The sequence below is a fragment of the Mesorhizobium sp. Cs1299R1N1 genome, assembly GCF_037179655.1.
GTDB lineage: Bacteria > Pseudomonadota > Alphaproteobacteria > Rhizobiales > Rhizobiaceae > Mesorhizobium > Mesorhizobium salmacidum.
Genome location: NZ_JAPYKR010000003.1, coordinates 305,687 through 324,265 on the forward strand (window position 1 = coordinate 305,687; position 18,579 = coordinate 324,265).

Here is an 18,579-nt window from a genome sequence, read left to right on the forward strand (position 1 = left end):
GGCGACCGGAGCCTTCCGGTTGACTGGCTTGTTAAGGAAAAGCTAATGGACTGGCGGTTTCGCCGCGAATTCGCCCCGATCTTTGACGAGAGCGGTACCGACGACCATGCCCGCATAATTTTTATCAACCGTTGCGGAGAAAACGAAGTCCCGATGATCTCGGACAAAGCCACAGTTGGCGTCGTGGTGCCGATGTTCAATGCCGAGCGAACCATTCGCTCTACCTTGACCAGCATCTGCCGGCAGAGCTACCAGACATTGGACATCGTCGTGGTCGACGATGGATCGACGGACGGGTCCGCATCGATCGTGGCCTCCTGCGCCGAGAAGGATCGGCGCATACGCCTCATAGGGCAGTCAAATGGCGGTGTCGCGCAGGCTCGCAACAGCGGTGCCGCTTCTACTGACGCAGAGTTTCTGGCGTTTGTCGACGCGGATGATCTTTGGGCTCCATCCAAAATAGCACTTCAGTTGGGCGCCTTGAGGGAGGGTGGCTCGTCAGCAGGCCTGGCCTATTGTTGGTTTGCGCATATCGACGAGGACGATCGGGTATTCTCGCTGCACAATCAGCCCGATGCCCAAGGTCACGTTCTCCAGCGCATGTGCAGACAAAATTTTGTCGGTAACGGAAGTTCGATGCTTGTCCGCCGCTCCGCATTCGAGCGAGCCGGACAATTCGATCCGTCGCTGCGAGCCAGGAGCGCACAGGGCTGCGAGGACCTTCTGATGTGTCTGAGAATAGCGGAAAGTTACGAGTTCCGCGTCGTGCCCCAGTACCTCGTGGGTTACCGGACGACGAATTTCAACATGTCGAGCGATGTCATGCAGATGCTTCGTTCCTGTGAAATTGTCCTTGCCGAGTTTCGTCGAAAATATCCGCAATTCGAAAGCGATCTCGATGCCCATCTGGTCGACATGATCCAGTGGCTTGCCACAAGAGCTTTGATTGAGGGACGGTTTCGCGCGGCCGGCAGCCTGTTGAAGACGTCAGTCACCCTGGACCCGCGCACGACGATTTCGTGTTTGCCCGACATGGTAAACGCATATTGCCGGGCCAGGCTGGTTCCTCGCTGGATCAAGGTTGGCATGAAACGGATGCTACGCACAGACGCCGAGTTTCGGCCTGTTTATGGCGAAATTAGCTGGTGAAGATGTCATCCATCCCAGGCGGGCACGCGAATACACTGGAAGCGGAACTGCGCGAGATGTTTGGCGTGGACGGCTGCGCGGGTGTCCGCCATGTGGATTTGGACATCCAAGATGCTCCCGAAGGCTGCGATGCCGGCATGATCGTCTTGTGGCGCGGCGGACTGCCGGTCGGGCATTTGCTCAGGGCGAGCGACGGGGAGTGCCGCATTGCCCCAATGGCGACCGCTCAAGACTCAAGCGTGACTACACCGGTTCTGGACCTGCCGAGCGCCAGCGTGGTCATCTGCACGCGCGACAGGCCGAACGAATTGCGGCGCTGCCTCGCCTCGCTTCCTCGGCAAACCTTCCCGCCTGAAGAGATCATTGTGGTCGACAACGCATCGAGAGGCAGCGAAACGCGCGAGGTAGCGCTCGCTGCCGGCGCGATTTATGTACGCGAGGACCGACCTGGCCTGGATATAGCCCGCAATCGCGGAGCCTTGCGTGCAACCTCGCAGATCGTCGCATACACTGATGATGACGTTCTGCTTCATCCGCAATGGCTTGAGCGGCTGGTCACGGCATTCGACAGCCCCTCGATCGGCGCGGTGACGGGTCTCGTATTGCCCGCCGAGCTTGCCACCGAAGCGCAGCGCTATTTCGAGACATTCTGGAGTTTCGGGCAGGGCTATACACCTCGAATTTTCCGCGCGGCCGATTTTGCCGCCAGCAGGCACGAGGTGTTCCCAGCCTGGAAAATCGGGGCCGGCGCCAGCATGGCGTTCCGCCGCGACGTGTTCGACCACGCCGGGTTGTTCGACGAGCGCCTCGACGTCGGTCAGGCCGGATGTTCGGGCGATTCCGAATATTGGTACCGGCTGCTCGCCAATGGATATGACTGCCGTTACCAGCCCACCTCCGTCGCGTTCCATTTCCACAGGCGGACGATGGAAGGCTTGGCCAAGCAAATCTACTCCTACATGCGCGGTCACTCAGCGGCGTTGCTCGTCCAGCACGAACGGACCGGCGTCAAGGCGAATTTGACGCAGGTTCTCAAATGGAAGCCACTTTGGTACCTTGGCAGGGTTCGCAGGAGGCTGCTTGGACGCAGGGTCCCTGAGGACCATTTCCTTTGGCAGGAAATCGCCGGCTATGCTTCGGGAATCCTGTTCTACCTCCGAACCAGGCGCGGGTAAGACGGCGTGACGCATAATCCCTTGGTTTCAGTCGTGGTGCCTGCGCGGAACGCCGAGGTCACGCTCACACAAGCGCTCGATTGCCTCCTCGCTCAGGGCATCGCTGATTGGGAGGCGATCATCGTCGACGATGGCTCGACGGATAATACCGCGCAAATCATCGCCGGTTATGTTGAGCGCGATGCCCGGTTTCGGACAGCGAACTCTCGCGCCAATAGTGCCGCGGGCGCGCGCAATGAAGGGATTTCGATGGCGCGTGGCCGCTGGCTGATGTTCCTGGATGCGGACGATTGGGTGGACGCCGGCTTCCTCGCAAAGATGCTGGCCGCACTGGAGACCGCGCCGGATGCCGTGGCTTGCTATTGCGGTTCCCGGCGTGTGATGCCCGATGGCGCACTGACCCCGTCGAGCATCGCGACCGAGGTTGCGATTGAACCCTTCGAGGCATTCGCGCGCCGATGTGCCATCCGCACGCACGCGCTGCTGATCGATCGGGCGACAATTGTCGCGTTGGGCGGCTTTGATGTGTCGCTTAACACCTGCGAAGACTGGGATTTGTGGCAGCGCGTCGCACGTCAAGGCAAAAATTGGGTGATGGTCGACGAGCCGCTCGCTTTTTATCGGGCAAGCCCCAACTCGCTCACCGGCAATTCGAGGCAGATGCTGGCAGACGCGGAAATCGTTATCGCCCGCGGCTTTTCCGCCGACTCCAGGGTCAAGCATCCAGCGTCGGCGCATGCCAATGGGGCGATCTCGGCGGACGGCCGCACCGCTTCCCAAGCACTGGCGTGGTTCGCGCTGTGGATCGCGGCAGCTGATTGCGGCCGCGGCGGTGGCTCGATCAACCGGCAGATCCTGCTTGCGCTCCCGGCCAGATATGAATGGGCGCGTGAGATCGCCAAGGTGATTTTCGACGGCCTGATGGTGGGAAGCCTATCGGTGCCGGAGCAATTGGCTTCCAGGTGGGACAGGTTCGGCGGCCCCTTGAGCGGGCTGATCATCGACCTCGGCCAAGTCTGGGGCGATCCCGTGGCGGGTCGCCGCGTACAATATCATCTTGAGCAAATGCTTCTCGACTTCGACGATCTTGCCGCGCCGCGCCCGCTGGCGCTAACGCTCGGCATTCGCGTCGACGCTCGAAATCCAACCTCAACCGAGCTTCCGGAAGGAATCGATCAAATCTATGCCTACCTGATGATGGATGGCCAGATCGAAGCTGTCGTGCAGTTCGGTGCGCTCGGGAGAGTGACGAGGCGTCATTGGATCGAACTGATTCTGGATTTCGTGACTCCTCAGGAGGTCATACGCGGCCTGTCGGGCTACCAGCGCATCGCGTTTCGCCTCCGGAAGGGCGCCGCGCGGCTGGCGGGCCGATCGCCTGCACCGGATCTGCAACAGAACGCTGTAGCCGACAAGCAGGATAAGTTTGCAGCAGAGGCATTGCTGTCGGCGGCGGGACGCCGGTCTGATCCGGGCAGCCACTACGACAGACTGGCGCGGTTGACAGCGGAAGCCGAAGGGCTGGTACGTTCGAGTGCCGAGGCGATAGAACCTCTTGCGCCGCCGCGCCGTGTCCAGGCCGAGGGTGGGCGCGACAATGATCGCGCGTCGTTCTGGGATCGCCATTTCGCGACTGAGGATCCCTGGAACTACGGTTCGGCCTATGAGCAGGAAAAATACGAGCGGCAGCTCGAGATTCTGCCGGCCCGTCCCATAGGACGGGCGCTTGAGCTGGCCTGCGCGGAGGGCCACTTCACGCGACAACTGGCGCCGCTGGTGGGCCATTTGACCGCCACCGATATTTCCGCCGTAGCCGTCGAACGCGCGCGCGCGCGCTGCTCGGATCAACTGAATGTCGAGTTCGCCGTGCTGGATTTCGCCGCAGATATCCTGCCGGGTGGAATGGACCTGATCATTTGCTCGGAGGTGCTTTATTTCCTGGACGATCCCGCCGAATTGCGGCAACTCGCCTCAAAACTCGTCGCGGCGTTGGCGCCTGGCGGCAGTCTTGTCAGCGCACACGCATTCGTGCTTCGGGACAATCTGGAACGGACGGGCTTCGATTGGGATAACAAATTCGGCGCACAGGTGATCTCGCAGACGTTGGCAGCGACGGAAGGCCTCGTCCTCGAGCGATCGATCCAGACCGATCTCTACCGCATCGACCGCTTTCGCCGCGAGTCACCTGAAGATGCGGCAACGGAACCGACGATCGACCATGTCCCAATCCGCGCGCCGATCGAAATGGAGGTCGCGCGAAATATCGTCTGGGGCGGGGCGCGGGCGCTGCGCCGCGAGGTTGCGCGCAGCGAGCGGCGGCAACGCATCCCCGTTCTCATGTATCACAGCATCTGCGATGACGGTCCGCCCGCGCTCGCCCGTTATCGGTTGACGCCCGCCGCGTTTGCCGAACAGATGGAATGGCTGCGCGCCAATGGCTTTCACACGATCATTTCCGATCAGCTGGAATGGTTCGTCGCCAACCGCCATCCTTTCGTTGGCCGCCCGGTGCTTATCACCTTCGATGATGGTTTTCAGAATTTTGCCGACCAAACCTGGCCGATCTTGCGAGCGAACGACTTGACCGCAGAGGTGTTCCTGGTGACGGACCTGGTGGGGGGAAGCGCGCAGTGGGATGCCGACTTTGGTCCACCGGCGCCGCTCATGGACGCCGGGACGGTGCGTCGCCTCGCCACCGAGGGTGTATTCTTCGGAAGCCATCTGGCGACGCATCGCGCCATCGACGGTCTTTCTAGCTCCGACCTGGCCGGTGAGCTGTTACGCTCACGGATGTTCATCGAACGGTGGACCGGCCGGCCGACGATGGCGTTCGCGGCACCTTTCTCGGTCACCGACCGACGGCTTGGCCGGCTGGCCAAGGAGTGCGGCTATCGGATCGGCTTTGGCGGCCGACATGGGCCGGCGGACCTCGATTGCGATCCGATCGACCTTCCCCGCATCGAGATTCGCGGCGATCGTTCGCTCGACGACTTTGTTGCCATTATAGAGGCCGTCCTTGAATGAACGGCGAACCGGTCAGCGTCATCATCCCCGCGTACAACGCGCAAGATACGATCGACGAGACGCTCCGCAGCGTTCGCTCGCAGTCCTACAAGGCGCTTGAGATCATTGTCGTCGACGATGGCTCGCGCGACCAGACTGTTGCCATCGCCCGGCGTCACATGGAGATCGACCCGCGCGTGCGGCTGATCGAGCAGGCAAACGCCGGGGTAGCCGCTGCCCGCAACAGGGGATGGCAAGCGGCGCGATCTGATCTGATCGCATTTGTCGATGCCGACGATCTCTGGGCGCCGACCAAGATCGAGCGGCAGATGGCTGTGTTCGATCGGACGGACGAGAAAGTAGGGCTCGTCTACTGCTGGTATCTGGTGGTCGATGCCCAGGGTACGGTAACCGATGACCGGCATCGGCCAAACTGGCGCGGCGAAGTGCTTGAGCGCCTCTTCCACGGCAATTTCGTTGGTAACGGCAGCGCCGCCCTGGTACGCCGACAGGCACTGATAGATGCCGGCGGTTTCGAGAGCGGGCTGCGCGAGGCCGGTGCGCAGGGTTGTGAAGATATCCTTTTCTACTGCCGCGTCGCCGAAGGGTATCACTTCGAAGTCGTCGAAGAGCCGCTGGTCGGGTATCGCTATTTGCCGGGAAATATGTCGAGCGACATGACCCGCATGCTGCGATCCTGGATGCTCGTGGTGGACGAGATGCTCGGCCGCCACCCGGATGCGGCACCGACGCTGCGTGAGGGCCTGCATTTCTATTCGGCCTGGCTCCTGGAGCGAACATTGCGCCAGAGGCAACCGCGCTATGTGCTCCCGATCCTGTCACTGTTGCTGCGCCACCATCCGGTGATCGCCATGCGGATAATCGCCTTCGATTTGCCGTGGATCGGTACGCATCTGGCCAAGCGTGCCGCGACGAGGCTGGCGCGCGGTCGGGGGCCGATCCGCCCGCAGGTGACCACGCGCTTCCCGATCGGGGACCTGAAATGAGCGACGCCAAGGACGCCATACGCCGCGGTGCGGTCCGTGCTTCGTTGCGCGATCTTTCACACCTGCTTCGCATCGTTGGAAAGCCGCGCTGGGCGACCCCCGTGCTGCTGGCGCTTGGTTTTCTGTCGTCCTTGGCCGAGACGCTCGGCATCACCCTGATCCTGCTGTTCCTCTATCTGGTGTCCAACCGGATCACGGAGGCAGGAGGTGGCCTTCAAGGTCGAGCGCTGGGCCTGGCAGTCGCCTGGTTCGGTAGTCCTACCCGGCTCGCCTTGGCGATCCTGCTGCTCATCCTCGCGCGTGGGGCGCTGGCGCTGGTATATTCGTTGATCAGCTCCAGCATTGGCGAACGGATCAGCGAACGGTCGCGAAACCTCGTCCACCAGCAATATCTCAGGGTCGCTTTCGGAACCATCCAGCAGCACGAGCAATCGCAACTCATGGAGGTGCTCGGGACGGAATCGTGGTTGGTCGCGCAGGCTTATGGCGCGGTCACCCGGCTCATCATAAATAGCTGCTCGATCGTCGTGTTCGCTGTCTTCCTGCTCACGATCTCCTGGAAGATCCTGCTGATCGCAGCTCTCGGCTCAATCGCGATCTCCACGATCCTGCGCATCTTTTCGCGGCCCGCGCGTGACCTGGGCCATCAGGTGAAGAAGATCCACCAATTGCTCGGCGAGCACATGCTCATGACGCTCCAGGCGTTGCGCACCATCCGCGCCTACGGACAGGAGGAGCTTCATCAGCGCCGCTTCGTGCAATCGTCGGCGGCCGCGCGCAACGCTTCGTTGTCCATGATCCGCCTGTCGTCATGGATCGGGCCAACGACCGAGATCGGCTACCTCGGAATGTTGGGCTCAATCGTCCTGGTCTCAGGGTGGTGGCACATCAGCTTCGAGGTGACGCTGGCCGCGGTCGCGCTGCTGTATCGATTGCAACCGCATACCCAGGAGTTCGAAAGCAACCTGCTGTTTCTGGCGCAGATGCAGCCGCAACTGCGCTCGGTGTTGGAGATGATCCAGTCCGAAGACAAGGAATATCCATCGCAGGGAACAATCGCGCTCAGGAATTTGGACGCGAGTATCGTCTTCGAGCGCGTAACCTTTGGATATGATCCAAACGCGCCGGTGCTCACGGACCTGTCGCTCGAGATTCCAGCCGGAGTAACCACGGCGCTGATCGGCGCAAGCGGCGCCGGCAAGACCACGATCGTCAATCTCCTCCTGCGGCTGTACGAACCGACCTCCGGAGAGATCAAGATCGACGGTACCCGGCTCCAGGATATCAGGCGGGACGATTGGCTTTCCAAGATCGCGGTGACCGGGCAGGACGTCGACCTGGTCGAGGGCACGGTGACGGAGAACATCCGAATGGCCAAAGCCGATGCGACCGAAGAAGAGATCCTTGCCGCCGCCCGCAGTGCGGGTGTCGCGGCATTCGTCGAGGAACTTCCCGACGGTTACGACACCTGGATCGGACAGGAAGGACTGCGATTTTCCGGTGGCCAGCGACAGCGCATCGGCCTCGCAAGAGCTGTATTGCGCGATCCGGACTTCCTGATCCTGGACGAGGCTATGAACGCACTCGATACCGCGCTCGAGGACCAGGTTCGGCGTGCGATTGATAGAAAGCTTGGCAACAGGACCATTTTGCTGATCACACACCGCATCGAAACGGCGCGTGACGCCGCAAACGTCATTTGGATAGAGGACGGCAGAGTGAACAGCCAAGGGCCCGCTTCTCTCGTCGTTCCTCAATATCAACGTCGCCAGCACGAAATCGTATGTGCCTCCGAGGCCGAGGGTAAGTGATCCCTCCTCGAGGACGCCGCTTTGTGGATGGTGGTGTAGGGCCACCCGGCCGTCTGGCGTAGCTATCGGCTGCGATACCAAGCCAATGCCGTCTCGACGATCCTGTCGATTCCAGATTGCTCGGGCACCCAGCCGAGTTCCCGGTGCGCCTTGCCGGCCGCGGCCACGAGCGCTGGCGGGTCACCAGCCCTGCGCGGACCGTAGACCACCGGAACGCGCGATCCCGAAGCCCGGTTCACCGCATCGACCAATTCCTTCACCGTCGTTCCGGTTCCGGTTCCGAGATTGTAGACGTCGACACCCTTGTCGCGGAGAAGCTTCTCCCCTGCCAGGACGTGGGCACGCGCGAGATCGGTGACATGGACATAGTCCCGCACCGCGGTTCCATCGCGGGTGTCGAAGTCGGTGCCGTTGACGGTAAAGATCCGGCCCGGCCTGACCGCCGCCTCGATAGCGAGCGGTATGACGTGTGTTTCCGGTTCATGCCGTTCACCGATCTCGCCGTCGGGATCGCATCCGGCCGCGTTGAAATACCGGAGCACGACCGCGTTCAGACCATGGGCGAACGACAGACTGTCCACCATCCGTTCTATGATGAATTTCGACCATCCATAGGGATTGATGGGCGACTGCGGATGCAGTTCGTCAATCGGCGAGCGAACCGGTACGCCATAGGACGCGCAGGTGCTGGAAAAGATCAGCTTGTCGGCGCCGGCCTTCAGCATTTCCTCCAATAAAACCAGCGAGCCGAAACTGTTGTTTCGGTAATAGAGTTCCGGGCGCTCGACAGACTCGCCCACATAGGCGTAGGCGGCGAAATGCGCCACCACATCGGGCTTGTATTGCCGCAGCGCCGCCGACACGGCCGCGGCGTCGCAAATATCGCCCTCGACGAGCGGCCCCCATTTGACCGCGTCGCGCCAACCGCGCGAGAGATTGTCATATGCAATGACGGACCAACCGGCTTCGGCGAAAGCCTTGCAACAATGGGATCCGATATAGCCGGCCCCGCCGGTGACCAGGACTGTCTTCATTCGGCGGCCGCGGGCCGCAAATGCCCAGACGAAGCCAAGCCTTCGAAATAGGCAATGGTCTTGGCAAGACCATCGCGCAATGCGGTTTTCGGCCTCCAATTCAACTCGTGCAAGGCTGTCCCGATATCGGGTTGTCGCTGTTTTGGATCGTCGATCGGCAGCGGCATGAATTCGATCGTCGACCGGCTTCCAGTGAGCTCGATCACAAGATTGGCGAGTTCGAGCATCGTAAATTCGACCGGATTGCCAAGGTTGATCGGACCGGTAACATCGTCAGCCGTCTGCATCATGCGAACCAGACCTCCGATGAGATCGTCGACATAACAAAATGAACGTGTCTGCTGGCCCGTGCCGTACACTGTTATCGGCTCGTTCTGCAGTGCTTGCACGATGAAGTTGGAAATGACGCGGCCGTCGTCCGGACGCATCCTCGGGCCGTATGTGTTGAAGATGCGCGCGACTTTGATCCGCAGCCTATGCTGTCGCCAATAGTCGAAAAACAGAGTTTCGGCACATCTTTTGCCTTCGTCGTAACAGGAACGAGGTCCTATCGGGTTTACCCGGCCCCAATAGTCCTCGGTCTGCGGGTGAATTTCGGGGTCGCCGTAAACTTCCGACGTGGACGCCTGAAGAATTTTTGCGCGAACGCGCTTGGCCAGGCCCAGCATGTTGATTGCCCCGTGGACGCTGGTCTTGGTCGTCTGGACCGGATCGAACTGGTAGTGAACCGGGCTCGCAGGGCAGGCGAGATTGTATATCTCATCAACTTCTACGTAGAGTGGAAACGTGACATCGTGGCGGATGATCTCGAAGGACCTGTTGTCGAGCAAATGCGAGACGTTTCTTCGGCTTCCGGTGAAGAAATTGTCGACACATATAACCTCGTGACCTTCGCCAAGCAGTCGCTCGCACAAGAACGATCCCAGGAAACCCGCGCCTCCAGTGACCAGGATTCGTTTTGCCACCTGCATTTTGGGATCTCCAGGCCGATTTAGGATAATTCAGGAACTAGCCTGACAGTTGGGCGACTTTCCAGCCTACCGCTTTCAATTTACATTACCGACAAGACATGTTGCCTAAGTGCGCGCCCAGCGGTGTCTCGGCATTGTTTGGATCACACGAAGCGTATGGGTTGGCCAGCCGCCTGCTAGCCAATTGATTTTCCAATGGCTTCCCGCCCTGCGGGTCCACTATCAGCCTTGACTTAAGACGCCCGCGCGGGCCGATGCGGATGCACTGCGTACCCCCGGTCGTGGCCGCCAAAAAAGCCTTTTCAGCTTTCCTTGTTTGAGGTCGCCCGCGCCGGGAGTATTAGTCGCCACGGAATTCGGGAGGAGGAAGAGATGACGCTGAATTTCGACCCGAGGGCGAAGGCCACGACGCTCTATCACGGCGAATTCCGACCGATGTTCATCGGCGGCAAGTGGGTCGCGGCGCAGTCCGGCGAGGAGATGCAGGCGCTGAACCCGGCGACCGGCGAAGTGCTGGCGACGGTGCCGCGTGGCTCGGCCGTCGATATCGACGCGGCGGTGAGCGCGGCGCGCGCGGCGTTCGAAGGTCCCTGGTCCAAGTTCTCGCCCTACGAGCGGCAATGCGTGCTGCTCAGGATCGCCGACCTGTTCGAGATACATTGGGAGGAGCTCAGCGTCTCCGACACGCTCGACATGGGGCTGCCGATCACGCGCACGTTGGCCAACCGGCGCCGCGTCATCGGCATGCTGCGCTTCTATGGCGGCATGGCGACCGCGCTGCATGGCGAGGCGATCGACAATTCCATTCCCGGCGAGATCGTCACCTTCACAAGGCGCGAACCGGTCGGCGTCGTCGGCGCGATCATTCCCTGGAATGCGCCGACCGCCGCCTCGATCTGGAAGATCGCGCCGGCGCTCGCCACAGGCTGCACGGTCGTGCTGAAACCTTCGGAGGATGCATCGCTGACGCCGCTGCTGATCGCCCGGCTGATGCAGGAGGCCGGCGTTCCCGACGGCGTCGTCAACATCGTCACCGGAACCGGCGCCGAAGCGGGTGCGCGGCTCGCCGAACACCCCGACGTCAACAAGATCGTCTTCACCGGCTCGACTATCACTGGCCAAGCGATCGCACGAGCGGGGGTGACCAATCTCAAGCGCGTTTCGCTGGAGCTCGGCGGCAAGTCACCGATCATCGTCTGCCGCGACGCCGATATCGACAAGGCGGTTCCGATCGCGGCGATGGCGGTATTCGTGCATTCGGGCCAGATCTGCATTGCCGGCTCGCGCCTGTTCGTGGCGCGCGAAATCCATGACGAATTCGTGCGCCGGCTGGCCGAGTTCGCCGGCAGGCTGCGCGTCGGCCACGGCATCGAGGCGGAAACCGAAATCGGACCTCTCATCAATGCGAGGCAAGCCGGCAAGGTGGAAGGCTACATCAAGGCCGGCAGCGACGAAGGCGCCGAACTGGTCGCCGGCGGCGCGCGGCTGACAGGCGAACTCTACGATGGCGGCAACTTCATCGCGCCGACCGTGTTCGGCGCGGTGTCGGACAGCATGACCATCGCGCGCGAAGAGATTTTTGGGCCGGTCATTTCGGCGATGCCGTTCGATACGCTCGACGAGGCCGTCACCCGCGCCAACGCAACGCCCTACGGTCTGGCCGCCGGCATCTTCACCAGCCATCTCGGCACCGCGCACAAGCTGGCGCGCCGCATCAAGGCCGGCTCGGTCTGGGTCAACATGTACCATGCCATCGACCCGGCGGTGCCGTTCGGTGGCATGAAGATGTCCGGCCATGGCCGCGAAGGCGGCATCGAGCACCTGCACGAGTATCTGGAGACCAAATCGGTCTGGATCCAGACCGACTAGGTGTCCCGACATTCAGGTGAGGCCGGGCCGCATTGCGTCCGGCCGCAAATCGGCTGGCAACGCCCTGGTCCAGGAACTTCTCGTCATCTGAGGATTTGAATATAAGATGGAATTCAAGCAGAAGGGTGATTGCGATGACGACCAAACGGTTAGCGATCTGCGTTCTTGCCGTCGCAATGGGCTTCGGCATGTCCTCGTCGGCATTCGCAGGGGCCAAGCACCGTCACTACCAACAGGGCGAACAGGAACGCTACGTTCCCGCGAACGACGATCTCATCGATTTCCTGTTCGGCGGCCCGCGCTATTATGACCAGCAGTTGTTCACGACGGCTGCGGGGGCCTGCTCCTACCACCGGACTGGTCCGGACGGGTTTGCGATAAACAAGATCAACGATCACCACTGCGGGAAATAATCGCCTGCCGGCCATCAGGCCAGCACGTTGCGAAGGCCGGCGCCGCTTCTCCTGCGGGTACAGCGTCTACACGGCTCGCATCAGCTTGCCGTAGCGCTTGATCAGCCGGTCGCGCTTGAGGCGCGTCAGCCTGTGCGTCCAGAAGAGCCCGTCGAGCTGATCGATCTCATGCTGGTGGCAAACCGCCAGCAGGCCCTCGGCATCCTCGAACCGCTCATTGCCATCCAGATCCTGATAGCGGACACGTATGCGGGCGTGCCGCTCGATGTCCTCGGTGACGCCGGGCATCGAAACGCTGCCTTCCGCGTGACGGATCATCTCGGTGGAGGCCTGGATGACAGATGGATTTACATAGACTCCCGGCTCTGCGGCGGAAGGAAGCTGGATCACGACCAGGCGTTTCAAGATGCCGATATGCGGGCCGGTGATGCCGATCCCGGGTGCCGCATGCATGGTGTCGATGAGGTCGCCGGCCAAACCGTGCAGGTCCCTGTCGAACAGCTCTACAGGCTCCGCGACGGCACGGAGGAGGGGATTGGGGAACTTTATGATCGGTCGAACCGCCACGGACCTCGTCCTATCTGCCATTTATCTTCGCGCGGTGAGACCGTAGGCGACCGGCGAACACAGGCATAGCCTGGCACGGCGCCATCACGGTTCCGCCAGGCCGGCACGGATTTCAGCATCGTGCTCGCCGCGCGCCGGGCTCTTGGCCGATGTCTTTTGTTCCCGTCCGGAAAAGCGCGGCGCGGCAGCCGCCTGAAGCGCGCCGTCCACCGTCTGCCACGTGCCACGCGCGGCCATGTGCGGATGCCGGGCGGCTTCATGGGGGCCAAGCACCGGTCCGACGCAGGCGTCGGACCCTTCGAACAGTTTGACCCATTCGTCGCGGGGTTTCGTGGCAAAGATCGCTGCAAGCCGGTCGCCGAGCGCCGGCCACAGATCGCGATCGAACTGGTTGGCGAATTGCGGATCGGCGGTGAGGCCAAGCCTGTCGAGGAAGAGCGCGTAGAATTTCGGCTCGATGCACTGGACGCTGATGAAGCCGCCATCCGATGTCCGGTAGACGCGGCACCAATGCGGTCCGTCGAGCAGGCTTTGACCGCGCTCGGCTGCGAGCGCGCCGGACTGGCCGAGCGACATCAGCAGGTTCATCATGTGGGCCGAGCCGTCGACGATCGCGGCATCGACGATGGTGCCTTTGCCGCCGGCGCGGACATTCATGATGCCGGCCAGCATGCCGATCACCAGATAGAGCGCGCCGCCGCCTATGTCGCCGACCAGCGTCGGCGGTGCCATGGGCGGTTCTCCCGGCACGGAGGCGTACCAGAGCGCGCCCGACACGCCGATATAGTTCATGTCATGCCCGGCGGTGGCTGCAAGCGGTCCGTCCTGGCCCCAGCCGGTCATGCGGCCGTAGACCAGGCGCGGGTTGACGGCGAGGCACACCTCCGGGCCGAGCCCGAGACGCTCCATCACGCCGGGCCGGAACCCCTCGATCAGCCCGTCGGCGGTGGCGATGAGACGCATCAGCACGGCCACGTCCCCATCATTCTTCAGGTCGAGCGCGATGGAGCGCTTGCCGCGATCGAGCAGCGAGCACTCAGGCTGACCGGGTACAGCTGGGTGCTTGCGGTGGACGACGATGACATCGGCACCGTGATCGGCGAGCAACATGCCGGCGAAGGGCGCCGGCCCCAGCGCCTCGATCTCGACGATGCGGATTCCCCTGAGCATCCCATCCTCCACAGCGTTGGTGCTTTGTATTGCGAACTTTTGGCACCGAGAGGGCGACGGTGTGTAACCCCGCTCTTTTGCCATTGAAGCCCGTGTCGCTCGCATATACTTCACGGCGATGAAGAAAATCGGTTTCCTGTCATTCGGGCACTGGACGCCCTCGTCGCAATCGCAGGTGCGTTCGGCTTCGGACGCGCTGCTGCAATCCATCGATCTCGCGGTCGCGGCCGAGCAGCTCGGCGCGGACGGCGCCTATTTCCGCGTGCATCACTTCGCCCGCCAGCTCGCATCGCCATTCCCGCTGCTGGCGGCCGTCGGCGCCAAGACCAGCCGCATCGAGATCGGTACGGCGGTCATCGACATGCGCTACGAAAATCCGCTCTACATGGCTGAGGATGCGGGTGCCGCCGACATCATCGCCGGCGGACGCCTGCAGCTCGGCATCAGCCGTGGCTCGCCCGAGCAGGTGATCGATGGCTGGCGTTACTTCGGCTACGTGCCGCAGGAAGGCAAAAACGACGCCGACATGGCCCGCCATCACGCCGAGGTCTTCCTCGACACGCTGCGCGGCGAAGGCTTCGCCCAGCCCAATCCACGGCCGATGTTTCCCAATCCACCCGGCCTGCTCAGGCTCGAGCCGCATTCGGAGGGCTTGCGCGAGCGCATCTGGTGGGGCGCGGCCACCAACGCAACCTCGCAATGGGCGGCGAAACTCGGCATGAATTTGCAGAGCTCGACGCTGAAATTCGACGAGAGCGGCAAGCCGTTCCATGTCCAGCAGGCCGAGCAGATCCGCATCTATCGCGAGGCGTGGAAGGCGGCGGGCCACAAGCGCGAACCGCGCGTCTCGGTCAGCCGCAGCATCTTCGCGCTGGTCGACGATCGCGACCGCGCTTATTTCGGCCGCGGCAATGAGAGCCGCGACCAGATCGGCTTCATCGAGGAGAATACGCGAGCGATCTTCGGCCGCAGCTACGCCGCCGAGCCGGACGTGCTGATCAAGGAGCTTGCGCAGGACGAGGCGATCGCCGAGGCCGATACGCTGCTGCTCACGGTTCCCAACCAGCTCGGCGTCGACTACAACGCCCATGTCATCGAGGCGATCCTCACCCATGTCGCGCCGGCGCTCGGCTGGCGCTGACCATGCGGCGAGCGGTCGTCGGTCTAATGGATCGAGGGAGGTTGCCGCATGTCGAAGAAAGCCCTGATTGCCTGGGGCGGCTGGGAAGGCCACACACCGGAGCGCAGCGCCAACGTCGTGCGCGATATGCTCGAGCGTAACGGGTTCGCTGTCACGCTCGGCCACGGCACGGCGATGTTCGCCGATCCGGACCTTGCTTCATTCGATCTCATCGTGCCCGTCATCACCATGTCGACGATTGAAAAGGCCGAACTGAAGAACCTGACGCAGGCCGTTCGCCAAGGGAGCGGGCTCGGCGGTTTTCACGGCACGATGGGCGACAGTTTCCGCAATGAGCCAGACTACCAGTTCATGACCGGCGGCCAGTGGGTCGCGCATCCTGGTGACATCATCGACTATCGTGTCGTCATCGCCCGGCCGGACGACCCGATCACCAACGGCGTCAGCGGTTTCGCCTACCGGTCGGAGCAATATTACATGCATGTCGATCCGGGCAACGAGGTGCTGGCGACGACCACCTTCACCGACGCTCACTTCCCCGGGATTGGCGGCGTCGTCATGCCGGTCGTCTGGAAGCGCCGCTATGGCGCCGGCAAGGTCTTTTACAGTTCGCTTGGCCACACGGCGGATGAGTTCGCGGTGCCGGAAATGGCGCTGATTGCCGAGCGCGGTTTGCTGTGGGCCGCGCGCGACTAGCCTACCAGTCGGCGATCCGGTCGCCGCCGGTGAACTGCGCGCTTTTGCCGGTGTATTCGAACAGTTCGATCTTCACGCCGTTGGGGTCGCGCAGCCACGCCTGGTAGGTGTCGTCGCAGGCGAGTTTCCTGGCGGTGACGTCGACGTCCATGGACGTGATGTGGGCGATCGCTGTATCGATGTTCTCCACTTCCAGGCAGAAATGGTTGATCTGGTCCATCTCGCTGAAACGCGCGCCATCCTTCTGGAAAACCTCGACATGGCTGCGGCCGCCGCAATTGAGGTAGAACCCGAAAATCGCTCCGTCGCGCAGGAAGTTGAACTGGACGTCCATGCCAAGGACATCGTGATAGAAGCGCCGCGTCTCTTCGAGGTCATTGGCGAAGATGCAGACATGGGCGAGTTGCTTGACCTTGATCATGGCTGGGTCCCGTGGTCTGGCCGGTTGCGCAGGCGGCTCGTACAGCGCATCATCACTCGATTCCGCCGGTAACCGCATACGCGCCGACGGTGCGCCCATCCTGCAACCGGACGACAGCCGTCACGATTGAGCCGTAGGAGCCGCGCCAGACGCTGTGGAACCGCTGGTGCTCGGGGGTCGGGACGAGCGTATGCCCGGTGAAGCGCATACCGCTGCTTTGCATCGCGACGGGCTCTCCGTTGACATGGACGTTGATGCCGGTTTCGAGTTCATCGACAGGCAGGTCAATCGTGACGGTGATCTCATCCTGATCGACCGAATGGATCGTCTCGGCCGCAAGCTTGATGGTGAGCGCAGGCGCCTTGCCATTGCCGGCCTGGACGGGTCGGCCTGAAAACACATCGCCGGCCAACTCGGGCGTGCGCGGCGGGCGGGTGCGGCGCTGCGTGGCGTGCTCGAAATCGCCGGCCATGCACAGCAGCCTTTCGTCGTCATAAGCCTTGCCGGCGAAGGTCAGGCCGACCGGCATGCCGATGTCGGCCATGGTGCCCATCGGCACGGTGACGGTCGGGATGCCGAAATGGCGCCAGACCAGATTGCCATTGGCGACCCAGGTGCCGTTGCGCCAGGCAAGATCGGCGGACGCTTCGTTGACGTCGGCGTCGGCCGGGCCGACATCGGCGGCGGCCGGCAGCACCACGGCGTCGAGGCGGTTGGCGTCGAGCCACTCCTCGAAATCGACGCGCCTTGTCGTCTCCAGTCCCTTGATGCCGTCCTCCAGCGCGGGAATGTCGGCCAACGGCGTGACGCCCGATTTCGCGCGCTCGACATACCGCGCCAAGTCGAAGCCGCCCTCATAACGGTCTGGCAGCGTGCCGGGCGGCTGCGGGAAAATCCTGGGGCCGTCGACCGCGGCGAGATCGGGTAAAGCGGGGTCGGCATTGGCGCGCAGGAAATCGTCCCAGCCCCAGATGCTGAGGTCCCAGAGTTCGCGCTCGGCGAAATCCCGCGGCACCAGTCCGCGCTCGACCATGGTTCGCGCGCCGGGGCGGTCGCGCTCGTAGTTGGAGACGACGGGAAAATCGACCTCGACCACCTCGGCGCCAAGCCGTCGCAAATCCGCCGCCGCTTGCTCCCATAGGGCGAGCACCGAGGCACGGGTTTCGATTGGCCGGTCGGCCTCGCTGTCGCGGCCGATATACATCCTGGGCACGCCGAGCCGCTTGCCCCGGAGCGACCCTTCCAACGTCATGTCCGTGTAGCGCGGCGGGCGTAGCTCGGAACTTCTAGGCAAAGCGACCCAAGGCTGCGCGCGCCAGAAATCGCCTCGCGTTTCCGGATCGTCGGCGACGATGACGTCGAGCAGTTCCAGCATGTCGGGTACGCTGCGCGTGTGCGGGACCACCACGTCCATGGTCGGCACCAAGGGCCAGTTGCCGCGCACCGAGATCACGCCACGCGAGGGCGTGTATGCGACGAGCGCATTGTTGGTGGCGGGAGCGCGGCCGGACGACCAGGTTTCCTCGCCGAGCCCGAAGGCGCAGAAACTGGCCGCCGTCGCGGTGCCCGAGCCATTGGAGGAGCCCGACGCGAAGGCGGCGGTCAGGTAGTCGGCATTGTAGGGGCTTTCGGCGCGGCCATAGACGCCGCGCTGCATGCCGCCATTGGCCATGGGCGGCATGTTGGTAAGGCCGATCAGCACCGCGCCGCCGGCACGCAGCCGGGCGATGGTGAAGGCATCCTCGTTGGCGACGAGATGCTCGAAGGCCGGCGAGCCGGCGGCGACCGTCAGGCCCTTGACCTTGTAGCTGTCCTTGGCGGTGTAGGGGATGCCGTCGAGCGGGCTGAGCAGGGCGCCGGCGCGCCGCCGCTCGTCGGAAGCGGCGGCTTCCTCGAACATGGCTGGGTTGAGCACCGGCACGGCGTTCAGCGCGATGCCGTGTCGGTCGAAATGTGCGATGCGCCTGAGATAGGCCGCGACCAGTTCGACTGAGGTGACAGTGCCGTCATCGAGCGCGCGCCGCAGTTGGTCGATCGTTGCTTCGACGAGGTGAAGGCTGGTGTCGGTCATCATTGTTCCCAGGCCTCTGTCTGTATGCCATGTGTCTGTACGCCATGGATGAGCGAGGCCGCCGGCTTCGGCAAGCGCCAA

The 18,579-nt window shown here is 62.7% G+C and carries 15 protein-coding genes; 9 read left to right on the forward strand and 6 right to left on the reverse strand.

Going from position 1 to position 18,579, the window contains the following annotated elements:
• The first annotated feature begins 45 nt into the window (after positions 1 to 45).
• The 5 genes from O7A70_RS08320 (at position 46) to O7A70_RS08340 (ending at position 8,145) form a co-directional block, all read left to right on the forward strand.
• Positions 46 to 1,149, forward strand: a complete 1,104-nt coding sequence (locus tag O7A70_RS08320; RefSeq protein WP_337139940.1) for a glycosyltransferase family 2 protein — start codon at positions 46 to 48, stop codon at positions 1,147 to 1,149.
• Between the two features lie 2 nt (positions 1,150 to 1,151).
• Positions 1,152 to 2,324 (forward strand): glycosyltransferase family 2 protein, encoded by a 1,173-nt coding sequence (locus O7A70_RS08325; protein ID WP_337139941.1) that lies wholly within the window; start codon positions 1,152 to 1,154, stop codon positions 2,322 to 2,324.
• A gap of 6 nt (positions 2,325 to 2,330) precedes the next feature.
• Entirely contained in the window at positions 2,331 to 5,348 is a 3,018-nt protein-coding gene (locus O7A70_RS08330) for a trifunctional glycosyltransferase/class I SAM-dependent methyltransferase/polysaccharide deacetylase (RefSeq protein WP_337139942.1), read from the forward strand.
• Entirely contained in the window at positions 5,345 to 6,334 is a 990-nt protein-coding gene (locus O7A70_RS08335) for a glycosyltransferase family 2 protein (protein ID WP_337139943.1), read from the forward strand. The genes O7A70_RS08330 and O7A70_RS08335 overlap by 4 nt, the downstream gene beginning before the upstream one ends.
• Positions 6,335 to 6,435: 101 nt before the next feature.
• Entirely contained in the window at positions 6,436 to 8,145 is a 1,710-nt protein-coding gene (locus O7A70_RS08340) for an ABC transporter ATP-binding protein (RefSeq protein WP_337139944.1), read from the forward strand.
• 62 nt (positions 8,146 to 8,207) lie between these two features.
• Here O7A70_RS08340 and galE read toward each other — a convergent pair whose 3' ends face one another.
• Entirely contained in the window at positions 8,208 to 9,179 is a 972-nt protein-coding gene (galE, locus tag O7A70_RS08345) for a UDP-glucose 4-epimerase GalE (protein ID WP_337139945.1), read from the reverse strand.
• Positions 9,176 to 10,150 carry a UDP-glucuronic acid decarboxylase family protein gene (locus tag O7A70_RS08350; RefSeq protein WP_337139946.1) on the reverse strand — a complete coding sequence of 325 codons (975 nt, stop codon included), beginning with the start codon at positions 10,148 to 10,150 and terminating at the stop codon, positions 9,176 to 9,178. The genes galE and O7A70_RS08350 overlap by 4 nt, the downstream gene beginning before the upstream one ends.
• Before the next feature lie 372 nt (positions 10,151 to 10,522).
• On the opposite strand from O7A70_RS08350, the gene O7A70_RS08355 reads away from it, so the two are divergent.
• Together O7A70_RS08355 and O7A70_RS08360 are read left to right on the forward strand one after the other, a co-directional pair.
• Positions 10,523 to 12,019, forward strand: coding sequence for an aldehyde dehydrogenase family protein (locus O7A70_RS08355; RefSeq protein ID WP_337139947.1), 1,497 nt, complete (start codon positions 10,523 to 10,525; stop codon positions 12,017 to 12,019).
• 134 nt (positions 12,020 to 12,153) lie between these two features.
• Entirely contained in the window at positions 12,154 to 12,432 is a 279-nt protein-coding gene (locus O7A70_RS08360; RefSeq protein WP_337139948.1) for a hypothetical protein, read from the forward strand.
• Between the two features lie 66 nt (positions 12,433 to 12,498).
• On the opposite strand, the gene O7A70_RS08365 is transcribed toward O7A70_RS08360, so the two are convergent.
• Both O7A70_RS08365 and O7A70_RS08370 read right to left on the reverse strand, forming a co-directional pair.
• Entirely contained in the window at positions 12,499 to 12,999 is a 501-nt protein-coding gene (locus O7A70_RS08365) for a peptide deformylase (RefSeq protein ID WP_337139949.1), read from the reverse strand.
• An 84-nt stretch (positions 13,000 to 13,083) separates the two neighbouring features.
• Positions 13,084 to 14,169, reverse strand: coding sequence for a CaiB/BaiF CoA transferase family protein (locus O7A70_RS08370; protein WP_337139950.1), 1,086 nt, complete (start codon positions 14,167 to 14,169; stop codon positions 13,084 to 13,086).
• A 118-nt stretch (positions 14,170 to 14,287) separates the two neighbouring features.
• Here O7A70_RS08370 and O7A70_RS08375 point away from each other — a divergent pair, with 118 nt between their 5' ends.
• Both O7A70_RS08375 and O7A70_RS08380 read left to right on the forward strand, forming a co-directional pair.
• Positions 14,288 to 15,310, forward strand: coding sequence for an LLM class flavin-dependent oxidoreductase (locus O7A70_RS08375; RefSeq protein WP_337139951.1), 1,023 nt, complete (start codon positions 14,288 to 14,290; stop codon positions 15,308 to 15,310).
• Between the two features lie 48 nt (positions 15,311 to 15,358).
• Positions 15,359 to 16,006, forward strand: a complete 648-nt coding sequence (locus tag O7A70_RS08380; protein WP_337139952.1) for a ThuA domain-containing protein — start codon at positions 15,359 to 15,361, stop codon at positions 16,004 to 16,006.
• A 1-nt stretch (position 16,007) separates the two neighbouring features.
• On the opposite strand, the gene O7A70_RS08385 is transcribed toward O7A70_RS08380, so the two are convergent.
• On the reverse strand, positions 16,008 to 16,427 hold the full coding sequence (locus O7A70_RS08385) for a VOC family protein (protein ID WP_337139953.1): 420 nt from the start codon (positions 16,425 to 16,427) through the stop codon (positions 16,008 to 16,010).
• Positions 16,428 to 16,479: 52 nt separating this feature from the next.
• Positions 16,480 to 18,498: an amidase gene (locus tag O7A70_RS08390; RefSeq protein ID WP_337139954.1), complete on the reverse strand. Its 2,019-nt coding sequence runs from the start codon at positions 18,496 to 18,498 to the stop codon at positions 16,480 to 16,482.
• Between the last annotated feature and the right edge of the window lie 81 nt (positions 18,499 to 18,579).